This window comes from Sporosarcina pasadenensis (assembly GCF_047228845.1).
GTDB lineage: Bacteria > Bacillota > Bacilli > Bacillales_A > Planococcaceae > Sporosarcina.
Genome location: NZ_JBFEGM010000003.1, coordinates 269066 through 283676 on the forward strand (window position 1 = coordinate 269066; position 14611 = coordinate 283676).

General features: G+C 43.2%; 13 protein-coding genes and 1 rRNA gene. 10 read left to right on the forward strand and 4 right to left on the reverse strand.

Annotation, left to right across the window (positions count from 1 at the left end):
* Positions 1-31: 31 nt before the first annotated feature.
* The 4 genes from AB1K89_RS06775 (at position 32) to yugI (ending at position 4004) form a co-directional block, all read left to right on the forward strand.
* Positions 32-1741 carry an RNA polymerase sigma factor gene (locus AB1K89_RS06775; RefSeq protein ID WP_413054002.1) on the forward strand — a complete coding sequence of 570 codons (1710 nt, stop codon included), beginning with the start codon at positions 32-34 and terminating at the stop codon, positions 1739-1741.
* Positions 1742-1769: 28 nt separating this feature from the next.
* Positions 1770-3044: an RNA polymerase sigma factor gene (locus AB1K89_RS06780; RefSeq protein ID WP_413054003.1), complete on the forward strand. Its 1275-nt coding sequence runs from the start codon at positions 1770-1772 to the stop codon at positions 3042-3044.
* 12 nt (positions 3045-3056) lie between these two features.
* Positions 3057-3509: a hypothetical protein gene (locus AB1K89_RS06785; RefSeq protein ID WP_413054004.1), complete on the forward strand. Its 453-nt coding sequence runs from the start codon at positions 3057-3059 to the stop codon at positions 3507-3509.
* Positions 3510-3629: 120 nt separating this feature from the next.
* Complete coding sequence (yugI, locus tag AB1K89_RS06790; RefSeq protein ID WP_413054005.1) at positions 3630-4004, forward strand: S1 domain-containing post-transcriptional regulator GSP13; 375 nt, start codon at positions 3630-3632, stop codon at positions 4002-4004.
* A gap of 155 nt (positions 4005-4159) precedes the next feature.
* Here the strand turns inward: yugI and AB1K89_RS06795 are convergent, their stop codons facing one another.
* Positions 4160-5473, reverse strand: a complete 1314-nt coding sequence (locus AB1K89_RS06795) for a sigma 54-interacting transcriptional regulator (RefSeq protein ID WP_413054006.1) — start codon at positions 5471-5473, stop codon at positions 4160-4162.
* 141 nt (positions 5474-5614) lie between these two features.
* Between AB1K89_RS06795 and pruA the strand changes: the two genes are divergently transcribed.
* The 3 genes from pruA to AB1K89_RS06810 all read left to right on the forward strand — a co-directional run bounded on the left by pruA (position 5615) and on the right by AB1K89_RS06810 (position 9752).
* Entirely contained in the window at positions 5615-7159 is a 1545-nt protein-coding gene (gene pruA, locus AB1K89_RS06800; protein WP_413054007.1) for an L-glutamate gamma-semialdehyde dehydrogenase, read from the forward strand.
* Positions 7160-7227: 68 nt separating this feature from the next.
* Complete coding sequence (locus tag AB1K89_RS06805; RefSeq protein ID WP_413054008.1) at positions 7228-8421, forward strand: ornithine--oxo-acid transaminase; 1194 nt, start codon at positions 7228-7230, stop codon at positions 8419-8421.
* Positions 8422-8507: 86 nt separating this feature from the next.
* Positions 8508-9752 (forward strand): Glu/Leu/Phe/Val family dehydrogenase, encoded by a 1245-nt coding sequence (locus AB1K89_RS06810; RefSeq protein ID WP_413054009.1) that lies wholly within the window; start codon positions 8508-8510, stop codon positions 9750-9752.
* A gap of 169 nt (positions 9753-9921) precedes the next feature.
* Here the strand turns inward: AB1K89_RS06810 and AB1K89_RS06815 are convergent, their stop codons facing one another.
* Positions 9922-10158 carry a DUF378 domain-containing protein gene (locus AB1K89_RS06815; RefSeq protein WP_413054010.1) on the reverse strand — a complete coding sequence of 79 codons (237 nt, stop codon included), beginning with the start codon at positions 10156-10158 and terminating at the stop codon, positions 9922-9924.
* A 105-nt stretch (positions 10159-10263) separates the two neighbouring features.
* Here AB1K89_RS06815 and AB1K89_RS06820 point away from each other — a divergent pair, with 105 nt between their 5' ends.
* Positions 10264-11430, forward strand: coding sequence for an iron-containing alcohol dehydrogenase (locus AB1K89_RS06820; RefSeq protein WP_413054011.1), 1167 nt, complete (start codon positions 10264-10266; stop codon positions 11428-11430).
* 37 nt (positions 11431-11467) lie between these two features.
* On the opposite strand, the gene AB1K89_RS06825 is transcribed toward AB1K89_RS06820, so the two are convergent.
* On the reverse strand, positions 11468-12478 hold the full coding sequence (locus AB1K89_RS06825; protein WP_413054012.1) for a cation diffusion facilitator family transporter: 1011 nt from the start codon (positions 12476-12478) through the stop codon (positions 11468-11470).
* Between the two features lie 15 nt (positions 12479-12493).
* Entirely contained in the window at positions 12494-13216 is a 723-nt protein-coding gene (locus AB1K89_RS06830) for an MgtC/SapB family protein (protein WP_413054013.1), read from the reverse strand.
* Positions 13217-13333: 117 nt separating this feature from the next.
* On the opposite strand from AB1K89_RS06830, the gene AB1K89_RS06835 reads away from it, so the two are divergent.
* Both AB1K89_RS06835 and AB1K89_RS06840 read left to right on the forward strand, forming a co-directional pair.
* The gene (locus AB1K89_RS06835; protein ID WP_413054014.1) at positions 13334-14236 is read left to right on the forward strand and encodes a DMT family transporter; all 903 of its coding nucleotides are present in this window, start codon (positions 13334-13336) and stop codon (positions 14234-14236) included.
* Positions 14237-14531: 295 nt separating this feature from the next.
* Positions 14532-14611 (forward strand): 16S ribosomal RNA (locus AB1K89_RS06840); the annotation flags it as partial.

Consider the following 14611-nt stretch of genomic DNA (forward strand, 5'->3'; position numbering starts at 1 on the left):
TTTTGTTTTGCAACGGGAAGTGGGGATTTGATTGGAAGTTTTAGAGAAAAGAATTCTTCTAGGGGACCAAGAAGCTTTCAAGGAATGGATGGACATGCATATCCGGAAGATAGAGAGCTTTGCTATTCAATGCGGACTTTCGCCAAAAGAAGCGGGGAAGGTTACAGAAACTGTTTTTAGGGACATATTCCACAGTCTTGGTGAACTAACACAAGAACAGTTGGAGGAAAGGAACCTTATTAAAAGTGTTCTCCACGAGTTGACTGGGTTGACGCTTGCTGACTCTCCTGAAGCTTTATTTCCATTTGAAGAGGATAACGAATTGCATCGCAAAATAATCAGTTTGCCGTATGAGGTGAAAGTTCCTTTCATTCTTGCTCAATTCCATCATAAATCCATATCGGAAATTGCCACCATAATGGACCAAACCGAACAACAGGCAGCCCATTCGATCGAAGAGGCACTGATGACAATTGATGAGTCCAATTTGGAAAAGAAACTCAAGTTTTTGAATATATCATACGAAAGATTAATGCCGACCTTTGAAGAATCGAATATTTTTAAACAGGATCATCAAGAAACGCCTCCAGTTCAAGAAGATAGAACAAAGGTAGTTAAAAGAAAGCCTATTATCCTTTGGAGTATAGGGGGGGTTATTCTCATCGCCCTTTTGTTCATTTCAGTCATTAGAAGCGATGCCTACCAAAGGTCCTCTTCGGAGAAATTTATCGGGAACCTGAAAACTTCTTTTCAACAGGAATTGGATGACCGGTTTGCGTTAATTGGATTAACTCAACCGGATGAAAATGAAGGGTACCGTTTTCTTGAAATTTATGCAAACGAGCCTAAAGAGGCATTTCACAGGTTCATTGTAAAGCTTGAGGAGCAAATAGCGAAAGATACGAAAATCGATAGGAAAGCAGCAACTCAAAAGTATGAAACATTAATTCAACAATTAAGGTTGCCTTCGGAAATGATGGAGGACTTACTAGATAACCCGAAAACAGAAAACCGGGAAGAGAGCATCAGGTTTTTGGATGAACTGTATATGAAAATTAATTACTTGATGACCTTCTATATTGAGGTGTTAGCTGTCAATGAGGAGGTCATCTGGTCATCCGAATTGAATGAAGACGGGATTGTGGACTTGGAAAGTTTCCTTGCTAAAAAGTCTAATTATCCAATTGAACTTCAAAAGGCAATCGATGGCATGGCGACTCAATCGTTTTATTTGACGGGATTAAAGGATGTTGCCCCGCTATTCCCTCAATACGGTACGCCAGAAGTGCTGGAAATGCTCCAACAAAATTTACATCCGGATATGAAAATATATGTGTATATGTTATCAGGGGAGAGTGCTCGAGTCAGCTATGGCGGTACGATTGAGGAGAAAATGGACGCACTTTCTTATATTGAACAGGAGTTGCCGAAGACAAAGAAAAGTGATGAATTACATCATTATCTGGACAGTGGATATATGTGGTTATTCTTTACCGTAACGGGCGTTTATGAGCAAGGAGGCATCTACGATCAAAATCTGTCGATAAAGCCCGAAATTAGAGAGCGTTGGAAGCGTATTGCGTCAAGGGACGAGGATAATATAGTCGTTCAAATAATGCGAGAGATGGTCAAGAAATTGGAAGAGCAAAATTGGATGGCATTAATGGAATATGAAGTAGAAAAAAGTTTGTCAGAAAAGTTGGATACAAAAATCAAACAAGCGAGAGAAGGTAATAATTAAGCATTATCAAAGGGAAGTAGGGATGAGAATGGGGAGTTTAAAAAACAGAGTGATTAACGGGGAGCGAGAGGCGTATAAAGAATGGATGGACCTGCACATCCGGGAGATTGAACGCTTCGCTATCCAATATGGGGTTACACCAAAAGAAGCAGGGAAAGTGACTGAGAATATCTTTAGAGAATTTTTTAGAAAGATTGACCAACTCCCAGAGGAACAGTTGGAGGAAATGAACCTATTAAAAACTGCTATTCAAGAGTTGGATGTTCTACTACCTGAAAACTCTTCGGAAGGTTTGTTTCCGTTCGATGAAGATAATGAACTGCATCGCAAAATAATCAGGTTGCCGCAAGAGGTAAAGAACCCATTTATCCTCGCCAAATTCCAAAATAAATCCGTATCCGACATTGCAGCTATAGTCTGCATGACTGACCAGCAAGTGGAACGATCGTTACAAGAGGCGCTACTTTTACTGGATGAGCCAAATTTAGAGAAGAAACTCGAGTTTTTGAATATGTCTTATCAAAGACTGCCAACTTATTTTAAGGAGTCGAACATTTTTAGTCTGAGAAGTAAAGGCGTCCCACCTGTGGGGGAACCAAAAACTATAGTGAAACGGAGAAAGCCTTTTCTCCTCTGGGGTGCAGGAACGGTTATGATAATAGCCCTTCTATTCATTTTAGTTATTAGAAGTGATGCTTATCAGAAATCATCTGATGAGCGTTTCATTGAGAAACTGAACATTTCCTTTCAACAAGAGATGGATAGCCGGTTCGAATTAATTGGATTGTCTGAACCTGAAAAAGCATATGGAGGCTACTCCTTCGTTTTCCAAGGCTATTCACATAATGTATCGCCTGGAACATACGGTTATGATACGAAATACAAGTATCGAAGGGCAATCCGTGAATTGAATGGGCAAATGAATGATGGCGGAAGACTCAATAGAATAGAAGCGAAGCAAAAATACGACAATTTGGTATTCGAATTACGATTGCCTTCAGAGATGGTGGAACAGCTACAAAAAGATCCACTAACCAAGGAACGTGAGCAAAGCTTGGCTTTTTTGGATGAATTGTACAAGAAAAATGATTTCCTTGGAAATGCTTATTATAAGATTGTGAGTGAGAATGCAGAAATGATTCTGACCTCGGATCTAGTTAACGATGGTTTGGTAGATATCGATAAACTGTTGGAGCAAAAGTCATCATTCCCGATCGAGCTGCAAAATGCGATTGATGGAATGACTACTCAATATTATTCCTTAACAAGTATAAAAGATATTTCCCCTTTAACTACGAAATAAGGATCTCCTGAATTGGAAGACGTATTACGCAGGAACCTCCATCCAGACATGCAAATATATATAACCTTGTTGACAGGTGATTTACATATTATCTATACAGGGACATTTGAAGAGCATGTGAAAGCTCTGCTTGTTCTGGAAGATGCGTTACCGAAAATAAAGGAAACTGATCAGCTGATTGATCTTTTCAACTCTCATTATATTTTGATGTTCCTTACTGCTACGGGGTTTAATAATGAAAAGGGGATTTTCGATGAATCGGGAGTTGTCAGGAATGAAATAAGGGATAGGTGGAAGCAACTTGTATCAACTGGAAAAAGTTCACCATCGGGTCAAATTATACGGCAACTTATTAATGAAATGGAAGACTCTAACTGGACCACCTCTTCTTATTATGAACAGTTGATTGAGTATGGTGTTTGGAGTGAGCTTAAAAAGAAAATGAACGAAATTAGTGCGAGATAAAATAATTGAATCTTTACAATTTACCTGTCACATTCTTTGATTAGAAAGGGCTCTCTATGGTATAATTGCGGATGGCCGTATAGGCAGATTCGATACCAAAAAGATTGGGAGCTGTTTCACATGGGTAAAAAATATGAAGTGGGGGAAGAGTTGACCGGCAAGGTGACGGGCATCCAGCCATATGGAGCATTTGTCGCACTTGATGAAGAGACGCAAGGTCTCGTCCATATTTCGGAGATCACATATGGTTTCGTTAGGGACATCAATGACTATCTAGCTGTTGGCGAAGAAGTGAAAGTGAAAGTGTTGGAGGTCGATTATGACGCGGGCAAAATTAGCCTTTCCATCCGTGCACTCCAAGAAGCGCCGAACAACCACCAAAAAACAGGCCGCCCCCGCAAATCGCTGCAAGATAAAGTAAAAGAGCACGATGCGGAAGGCTTCAATTCTTTAAAAGACAAACTGAAAGACTGGATCGATCGTTCCGGTTACTAAACAAAAGTGGAGAGTGGCGGTTAGACTCGACAGGCATAAGACGAAGATGCGAAGTGGCGGTTTTTGCCACACAGCAACTTTGGCTTATGACCCGAGAGTCTGCCACTCGGAGCTAGACGTGAAAAACATGAAAAACGGGAGAAGGCCGCATAAGCCTATCTCCCGTTTTTTAATTTCCTCAATCGATACTGAAGGTTTTGCCTGCTCATGCCAAGTGCATTAGCAGTTTTCGTAATATTGTCGTCATGAAGCTTCATTGCCTTCTGCAAATAATATTCTTCCGCTTCCTTTAAATACCGGTCGAGCGGCATAAGCTCCTTTTCAGGATTTACAATGAAATCGACTGCCTGTGTAGGTGTATCGCCCATTCCGCCACTTTTTAGTCGGAAGTGGAGAGGCAGCATCTCATATGTGATCACCGTCTCGGTAGTGGCAAGGGAAGAGATTTCATCGAGCAAAAATTCAAGCTCCCGCATATTCCCGGGCCAATCGTAGCGGAGGAATAGTTCCTCTACTTCCTTCGTGAATCCGATGAGGGAAGTTCCAAACCGTTCCTTGCGTTTTGCAAAATAGGTTTTGACGAACGACACTATATCCTCTTTCCGTTTCCTTAATGGAGACACTCGTATCGTAAAAGAAGCGAAGAAATAATAGAGTTCCTTCAATAAACTTCCTTTTGCAATCAATTCGACAGGGTCGTCGCCGATGCTTGCGATGAATTGTCGGTCAGCTTGAGCCGACTTTTTTAAGAACACAAAGAGCTTTTGCTGAAGGGAAATGGATAATAAATCGATACGCTCACAGAATAACGTGAACGGTTCCGACATATTCAAGTCTTCGTCCAGCCGATCGATCAGCTCCGCATCCGATTGGTGACAATGAAGCGTAAGAAAGCGAACATTGGCAGGTGACGATTCGTTATGAATACTTTCAGCTATTAAATCTTTTCCTGTTCCTGACTCGCCGATGAGGAGCACAGGCAATTTAGCATTGGATGCTTTGCGGGCTGTCGATATGACTGTCTTCATTTCATCCGAAGCAGCGACAATCTGATTGAACGTGACCGGATCGCTATTTTTACGTAATGGGTGCAGGACAAACCTTTCAAGTGCAGTAACATCCCTTGCAATTTCAACTGCGCCTACGAGCTCACCTTCATGGAATACAGGGTATGTATCATTGATTGTCGTAATTTCATGCCCTTTCCGATTCCAATACGTCTGTTTGACATTCAACTGTTCTGTGCCGCTTTGAAGCACTTTCAATAAAGTGCTCTCTTCCTGATCGAAGTTGAATAACTCCAGAATGGAGCGGTCTCCGACTTCTTCAAGTTCCAACCCTTCTATCGCTTTCATCTTATCGTTATATATAACGGTTCTGCCGGAATGATCCACTGCATGGATACCGACGCCGGCTCGATTCACCGCGAATTCATATAAGGGAAAAAGGTTCTTTTCGATTTTATTCACGAATCAACACCGTCCGTTTATGTTTTTTTGCAAAATAAACAAAAACACTTGAAATGTGCAACAATCTCTTGCATTATTATATATGGAACTATAGATTAAATGCAAATTAATTTTGCGTCTAACTAACTGAGGAGGAGTAACATGATCCCATACAAACACGAACCATTTACAGATTTTACACAAGATGAAAACAGAAAAGCATATGAGCAAGCATTAAAAACCGTCGAGGGCTATCTTGGGCAAGACTATCCGTTGATCATCGGCGGCGAGCGTATTATGACAGAAGATAAACTTGTTTCGACAAATCCAGCTAATAAAGAGGAAGTAATCGGCCGAGTTTCCAAAGCGAGCAGAGATCTTGCTGAAAAAGCGATGAACGTCGCGGATGAAACTTTCAAAACCTGGAGCAAAGTGAAGCCGGAATTCCGTGCGGATGTATTGTTCAAAGCTGCAGCGATTATTCGTCGTCGCAAACATGAGTTTTCAGCTCTTTTGACAAAGGAAGCGGGCAAGCCATGGAACGAAGCGGATGCAGATACAGCAGAAGCGATCGACTTCTTGGAATACTACGGACGCCAAATGCTTACATTGAAAAACGGCATGCCGGTGGAAAGCCGTCCTGGCGAATTCAACCGATTCGATTACATCCCTCTCGGAGTTGGCGTAGTCATCTCGCCTTGGAACTTCGCATTGGCGATCATGGCAGGCACGACTGTAGCTGCATTAGTAACAGGAAATACAGTATTATTGAAACCTGCATCTACAACGACTGTCGTTGCTTATAAATTCATGGAAGTGCTTGAAGAAGCGGGAATGCCTGCAGGAGTAGTCAACTACATCCCGGGTTCAGGAGCGGAAGTTGGCGACTACCTCGTTGACCATCCAAGAACACGTTTCGTTTCTTTCACTGGTTCACGTGAAATCGGAACTCGCATTTACGAGCGTGCTGCAAAAGTGAACGAAGGCCAAATTTGGTTGAAACGCGTCATTGCTGAAATGGGCGGTAAAGATACGATCGTTGTAGATAATGATGCAGATCTTGAATTGGCAGCTCAATCTATCGTCAAGTCCGCTTTCGGATTCAGTGGACAAAAATGTTCAGCATGTTCACGCGCTGTCATCCACGAAGAAGTATACGATCAAGTCGTTGCGCGTGTTGAAGAATTGACGAAAGAATTGACGTACGGAGATCCTACGAAACAATCCAACTTTGCAGGACCGGTTATTGACCAAGCTTCATTTGATAAGATCATGAGCTATATCGAAATCGGTAAAGAAGAAGGACGTCTCGTTGCAGGTGGAGAAGGGGACAGCTCGAAAGGCTTCTTCGTCGCACCGACTGTATTTGCGGATGTCGACCCGAAAGCACGCATTATGCAGGAAGAGATTTTCGGACCGGTCGTTGCAATTACGAAAGCGAAAAACTTCGACGAAGCGATCGAAATCGCAAACAATACGGACTATGGCCTAACAGGCGCTGTGATTACGAACAACCGTGAGCATATTGAACAGGCTCGTCAAGATTTCCACGTTGGAAACTTGTACTTCAACCGCGGCTGCACAGGTGCTATCGTAGGTTACCAGCCATTCGGCGGATTCAACATGTCCGGAACGGATTCCAAAGCAGGCGGTCCAGACTACTTACAACTACACATGCAAGGCAAAACGACTTCTGAGACATTCTAATTTAATGATGAAGGAAGCAGTTCTGAGAACTGCTTCCTGCTATACATAAAAATGGGGAGGGGAAATACATGTCGGTTTCTGAAAAGATCATTTCACAAACGAATAAATACGGGGCGAACAACTACCATCCACTGCCAATTGTCATTTCTAAAGCGGAAGGTGTTTGGGTCAAGGATCCTGAGGGGAATAAGTATATGGATATGCTATCTGCGTATTCAGCTGTGAACCAAGGACACCGCCATCCGAGAATCATCAAGGCATTGAAGGACCAGGCAGACAAAGTGACATTAACATCACGAGCATTCCACAACGACCAACTTGGTCCATGGTATGAATTGATATGTAAACTATCCGGCAAAGACATGACATTGCCGATGAATACAGGGGCGGAAGCTGTGGAAACAGCTATTAAAGCAGCTCGTCGCTGGGCTTATGACGTCAAAGGCGTGGAGGAGAATAAAGCTGAGATTATCGGTTGCAACGGGAACTTCCACGGTCGGACGATGACTGCCGTCTCCCTTTCATCGGAAGCAGAATATAAACGCGGTTTTGGGCCGATGCTTCCAGGCATCAAGCTAGTTGACTTCGGTGATTTGAAGGCATTGGAAGAAGCGATTACTCCGAACACAGCTGCATTCATCATCGAGCCGATCCAAGGGGAAGCGGGAATTCTCATTCCGCCTGCTGGTTATATGAAGGCAGCTTACGAACTTTGTAAGAAACATAACGTCCTATTCATTGCGGATGAAATCCAGGCAGGTCTTTGCCGTACGGGGAAAATGTTTGCTTGTGAATGGGAAGGCTTCGAGCCCGACATGTACATTTTAGGTAAAGCTTTAGGCGGCGGCGTGTTCCCGATTTCTTGCGTCGTAGCAAATAAAGATATTCTCGGAGTTTTCAATCCGGGTTCCCACGGATCCACATTCGGAGGAAATCCAATGGCGTGTGCTGTCTCAATCGCTTCTTTGGAAGTTTTACAGGATGAGAAACTTGCAGATAAATCACTTGAACTAGGAAATTACTTCATTGAACAATTACAGAACATCAACCATCCATCGATTAAAGAAGTGCGTGGGCGCGGTCTGTTCATCGGTGTCGAACTTACAGAAGCAGCACGTCCTTATTGCGAAAAGCTGAAAGAACTTGGGTTGCTCTGTAAAGAGACGCATGACACAGTCATCCGTTTCGCACCGCCTTTAATTATCACAAAGGAAGAATTGGATTGGGCTTTAGAGAAAATCAATAAAGTTTTTGCAAGTTAAAATAATAGTACCCAAAATCTATCTGGTGTATGGTACAATATGTGCGGTAGAAAAAACATTATGAAATCAAAGAGGCGAACTTTTACATGACTGAAAACCTGAATCTGTTTACGTCTACACAAGTTGTCATTAAGGATGCTCTTGACAAACTAGGCTATGATGAAGGAATGTACGATCTTCTGAAAGAACCAATCCGTATGGTGGAAGTAAGAATTCCTGTCCGCATGGATGATGGAAAAGTGAAGGTATTCACTGGTTTCCGCGGACAACATAACGATGCTGTCGGTCCAACGAAAGGCGGCGTTCGCTTCCATCCTGGAGTAACTGCTGATGAAGTACGCGCGTTGTCAATGTGGATGACATTGAAAGCGGGAATTGTCGATCTGCCGTATGGCGGCGGTAAAGGCGGAATTATCTGCGACCCGAGAGAAATGTCGATGGGTGAACTAGAGCGTTTGAGCCGTGGATATGTACGTGCGTTGAGTCAGGTAATGGGACCGACTAAGGATATCCCTGCACCAGACGTTTTCACAAATGCCCAAATTATGGCTTGGATGATGGATGAATATAGTAGAATTGATGAATTCAACTCCCCTGGTTTCATTACAGGAAAACCGATTGTACTCGGCGGCTCACAAGGGCGCGACCGTGCAACGGCAGAAGGTGTCACAATCATTATTAATGAAGCGGCGAAAAAACGTGGAATTGATATGAAGGGTGCACGTGTTGTCATCCAAGGATTCGGAAACGCAGGAAGTTTCCTATCTAAATTCCTTCATGATGCAGGAGCGAAAGTTATCGGTATTTCCGATGCTTATGGCGCACTTCATGATCCGAATGGTTTGGACATCGACTATCTATTGGATCGTCGTGACAGCTTTGGAACGGTAACAACACTTTTCGATAACACGATCACGAATAGTGAACTACTAGAATTGGACTGTGATATTCTAGTTCCAGCTGCAATCGAAAATCAAATTACAGAGAAAAATGCTAATAACATTAAAGCGACTATCGTTGTGGAAGCAGCAAATGGTCCAACAACTTCTGAAGCTACGAAAATACTTACGGAGCGAGGAATCCTCCTTGTGCCTGACGTCCTTGCAAGTGCCGGCGGCGTAACAGTATCCTACTTCGAATGGGTTCAGAACAACATGGGTTATTACTGGACAGAAGACGAAGTTCGCGAAAAAATGACAACTAAAATGGTTGACGCATTCGAAAACGTATATAACGTTGCGACAACAAGAAATATTGATATGCGTCTTGCTGCATACATGATCGGAATCCGCAAAACAGCGGAAGCATCCCGTTTCCGTGGCTGGGCATAACAAAAGCGGAGGTTGGCGGTTAACTGCGACAGGCATAAGACGGATCTGCGAAACGGCGTTCTTTGCCGTGTAGCGGAGCTGGCTTATGACCCGAGCAGTTGCCAACCGAAGCTGGATGATAACAAAAGCAATATAACAAAGCATCTCCTGGATAACGGGAGATGCTTTTTTACACTTCTTCCGGCTCTGCGACAGTAACATGTTCCACATTATTCTCGCGCCATGTGTCGAATAGCAGCCCTAGCGAAATGAGACCGGAAACCCCGACGATACTATAAAAGAAGCGTGCAAGTGGTTGTTCATGACCATTTGAAAATTGGGCTACGACATCGAAGCTAAAAAGCCCGACGACTCCCCAATTCAGAGCACCGATAATTGTAATGGCCAGTGCTAGTTTTCGAACCAAAGCGGTTCACCTCCTATTGGTAGCATTCCCAATCCGCGACGTTCCATACTTGCATCGCTTAATTCGTTCTTGGATAATGAACAGTAGAAAAAGGAGGTCATATAATTGAAGGAATTTATTTTTCACAACCCGACAAAGTTGATTTTTGGGAAAAACTCTATAGCTCAGCTGGCAAAGGAACTATCGGCTTATGGAAACAAGATCCTCGTAGTATATGGAGGGGGAAGCATTAAAAAGAATGGTCTTTATGATGAATTGATGGAAATCTTGAAAGAGGAACAAAAGGAAGTGTTCGAGCTTGCAGGTGTCGAGCCGAACCCGCGTATCAGCACGGCGAGAAGAGGGGCTGCACTTTGTAAAAAGCATGACATCGATTTCATTCTGGCGGTTGGCGGTGGTTCAGTCATTGACTGTACGAAGTTAATTGCGACAGCTGCAAAATATGACGGCGACCCATGGAATTTTGTCATTAAGAAAGACTCTCCCAAAGACGTGATTCCTTTCGGGACAATTTTGACGCTAGCGGCGACTGGTTCTGAAATGAATGCAGGGTCCGTTATTACAAATGAGGAAACTGAAGAAAAATACGGATGGGGAAGTCCATTCAACTATCCTAAATTCTCTATACTCGACCCAACTTATACGCTATCCTTGCCAAAGGATCAAACCGTTTACGGCATCGTCGATATGATGTCGCATATTTTTGAGCAGTACTTCCATAGTGCGACAAATACTCCGCTACAGGATGAGTTATGCGAAGGGGCATTGCGGGCGATCATGGCAGCGGGTGAAAAGCTCGTAGATGATTTGCAGAACTATGAGTTGCGTGAAACAATCCTATTAGGCGGAACTTGGGGATTGAATGGATTTTTAGGCATGGGGAATGCGGGTGGTGACTGGGGGACGCATGACATTGAACATGCCGTATCTGCAGTTTACGATATTCCGCATGCTGGGGGATTAGCAATTCTTTTCCCGCATTGGATGAGATATACGCTGAAGTTGAACCCACCGCGCTATGCAAGGTTGGCCGTCAACGTATTCGGAGTAGATCCCGAAGGAAAATCGGATGAGGATATTGCAAATGAAGGAATTGACAAACTGAGAGCGTATTGGACTGCTATCGGTGCGCCTGAAAGGCTAGCGGAATACGGCATCGATGACTCGAAAATTGACATTATGGCAAAGAAGGCGGCAATCAATGGGCCGCTCGGCAGATTTGCTCAACTGAGTGAAGAGGAAGTCAAAACCATATTGGAAGCTTCATTATAATGAAAGAAAGTAGAGGGGGAATTGAAAATTCCACCCTCTACTTTTTTCCTTCCGGCAATTTCTTCCGTGCTTCTTCAGATATTGTAGGTTCTTTTACTCCTTGCCAAGTTTTGATGCCATCATCTTCATCAAATGAAATCAACGCTTCACGGACGCCTTTTTGCTTCAACACCAAAGCCATTAGCCTGTCCCTGACATCATCGATATATGCGACGGTTTGTGTCGGATCCACTTCAGCGATCACTTCGACGTGAAGGTATTCGCCTTCTTTGATCACTTCTACTTTTTGGATGTCCTTTATATCGGGATCTTCTGCGATAATTTGCGAAATATGGTTCAGCATCTCTTCATCGGTTTCGCCAATCGCTCCTCTGGCATTTTCGAGGAACACCTTACCAACGACATAGAACATCATAAAGCCGATCAACATGGATGCAATACCTTCCGCCTGAAGGAATCCGGTGAAATGGGCAACCAAGACCGCGGCAAAAGCCAATAACCCCCCGATAGTTGCAACCATGTCTTCCATAAAGACCAATTTAGTAGCGGGCTTCGCTTTGTTTAGGTGCTTCAAACTGTAGCTAAATGCTTTCAGCCCTGAATAGGCTTGTCCTGACTCATGTGCAACTTCTTTCGAAGCCTTCAGTAAAACGAAAAATTCCAGTGCGGTGGCAAGACCTAGAACGCTTAAATTGATGAGGAGCCCTTTTGTCTCGGTTGGATTCAATACATGATGCCAACCTTCCTTTACCGCCTCGTACGACATGATACCGACGATGATCACAGCACCTAAACATACAAGGTTGACAACCCTCCCAAACCCGTTTGGAAAACTAGGGGTTGGCGCCTTCTTGGAAAGGGCAGAACCTATGTACACAAAAAATTGGTTCGCCGCGTCTCCCAAGGAGTGCAACGTTTCCGCAAACATTGCTACGTTTCCAGTCAACATATAGGCGACTGCTTTAAGGATGGCAATGGCGGCGTTGACTATTGCCGCCAGTAATGACGGCTTATTGCCATCCTTAAGCAAGCGTAAAATATCTTTCATTTCATTTAACCTCCATTAAGGAAAGATTTCAATTTCGACTGATTCAATATAAGGTAGTTCAGTCAGCTCAGTGTATAATTGTGTAGTTTCTTTTTTTGGCAACGCATCCAGACGGAAATCAACTTCATGCACTGATGGCTTATCATCAAAATGCACTTGACGGATGCGCAAGTTTTCGACTTTCATATTTTCGGAATTCAAGATTTGAATCAAATCATCAATCTTTCTCTTATCCGAAATGACGACAATACACGCAGCCTCCTTTGAACGGATTCTTTTCGGCCCAAACTTGCTAAGGAGGGGCGCGATGACCTCGATGACAAAAAGGATGCTTAATACAGCAAAAGCTGCTTCAATGTAAAACCCGGCACCAACCGCAATTCCAATACTTGCGGCGCCCCAAATCATTGCGGCTGTCGTTAAGCCGGTAATGTTATCATTTTCTCTTCTCAAAATGGCACCCGCACCGAGGAAACCGATGCCGCTCACTATTTGGGCGGCTAGACGCAACGGATCCATCGTTACATTAATATCGTTCCTGGCTGGGACTAGATATGCGGCTTCTATTGAGACGATGGTCAATAGACAACTGAAGGTGGAAATGACTGCGCTCGTCTTCAGTCCGATTGGCTTCTTCTTAATTTCCCTTTCTACCCCGATTATTAAACTTAAACCTAAAGCGATTGCAATTTTAATTAATACTTCGGGATACATTGAGTTATTCATGATCCACTCCATTTGAATTTCCCCCCACTATCATCATCTTGATGAAGATGTGCTATACTCTTTATATTGTCTTTAGCCTAAAATGGTTACGAACTAACCTGTATTCCTTTTGAAAGAGAAGTGTGCATCATGGAAAAGCCTACAATTCATCCTTATATCCCGATTATCATAGGCGTCATATCAGTGGCGCTCTCAGCAATATTCGTAAAACTGACGACAGCCGATTCCGGCGTCATCGCTTTTTACCGTATGTTGTTCACTGTTATTCTCATGCTTCCGTTATTCCTCGCTAAATATAGGAAGGAAGTTTTTATGTTAACGAAGAAAGACTGGATCTTTTCGGCGGTTGCCGGTGTTTTCCTAGCCTTTCATTTCATTCTATGGTTTGAGTCGTTGAACTACACTTCTGTCGCAAGTTCAACCGTCCTCGTTACATTGCAGCCGATCTTTGCGTTTGTCGGTACGTATTTCTTCTTTAAAGAGAAGCTTTCAGTTAAAACGATTTTATCGGCAGTTATTGCAATTGCGGGAAGCGTCATTATCAGTTGGAGCGACTTCCAGTTAAGCGGAACCGCCTTTTTCGGAGATATGCTTGCTTTGGCTGCTTGCGCGTTAATTACCGCATACTTGCTATTCGGACAAGAAGTCCGTAAACGATTGTCTCTTATTACTTATACGTTTCTTCTATACTCAATCAGTACAGTTACGCTCTTTTTTTATGTCCTTATTAAAGGAGAGTCATTCGGTCCTTATTCAACATCAAATTGGTTCTGGTTCTTCTTACTTGCACTCATACCAAACCTGTTGGGGCACTCGCTATTCAATTGGGCGGTGAAGTGGGTAAGTACAAATGTCATTTCCATTGCTATACTTTTTGAACCTGTAGGCGCGTCAGTTCTTGCATTCTATATCCTTCACGAAAAACTCTCTGCTGCGCAAATAACAGGCGGAATCGTTGTCATAGCGGGCATTCTCTTGTTCATTGTCGATATAAAAAAGCTTCGCGGGAAATTATTTTTAAAAAAGGCTTGATTTCAGATTCAGTTATGAGGTATAGTATTACTTGTCCTTAAGAGGCAACAACAACTTCAACAAAATGAAGAAAACAAATTAAAAAAAGTTGTTGACTCGAGAGAGACAAAGTGTTATGATTAAGAAGTCGCCGCAAAAAGCGGCAGACAATGAACCTTGAAAACTGAACAGCAAAACGTCAACAAATAAAGTCTTGCAACCGACCCTGTCGGTGAAAAGACAAAACGAATCTTCGGATTCAAAATTGACATCTTAAATGATGCCAGCAAGAAACTCGAGCTACTCGAATTTCTCTATTATGGAGAGTTTGATCCTGGCTCAGGACGAACGCTGGCGGCGTGCCTAATACATGCAAGTCGAGCGAATTGATGGGAG

Excerpts from the sequence above, each read along its gene's own strand:
- AB1K89_RS06780 (WP_413054003.1), top strand. The coding sequence starts at position 1,770 with ATGGGGAGTTTAAAAAACAGAGTGATTAACGGGGAGCGAGAGGCGTAT.
- yugI (WP_413054005.1), top strand. The coding sequence starts at position 3,630 with ATGGGTAAAAAATATGAAGTGGGGGAAGAGTTGACCGGCAAGGTGACG.
- pruA (WP_413054007.1), top strand. The coding sequence starts at position 5,615 with ATGATCCCATACAAACACGAACCATTTACAGATTTTACACAAGATGAA.
- AB1K89_RS06805 (WP_413054008.1), top strand. The coding sequence starts at position 7,228 with ATGTCGGTTTCTGAAAAGATCATTTCACAAACGAATAAATACGGGGCG.
- AB1K89_RS06810 (WP_413054009.1), top strand. The coding sequence starts at position 8,508 with ATGACTGAAAACCTGAATCTGTTTACGTCTACACAAGTTGTCATTAAG.
- AB1K89_RS06825 (WP_413054012.1), bottom strand. The coding sequence starts at position 12,478 with ATGAAAGATATTTTACGCTTGCTTAAGGATGGCAATAAGCCGTCATTA.
- AB1K89_RS06830 (WP_413054013.1), bottom strand. The coding sequence starts at position 13,216 with ATGGAGTGGATCATGAATAACTCAATGTATCCCGAAGTATTAATTAAA.
- AB1K89_RS06835 (WP_413054014.1), top strand. The coding sequence starts at position 13,334 with ATGGAAAAGCCTACAATTCATCCTTATATCCCGATTATCATAGGCGTC.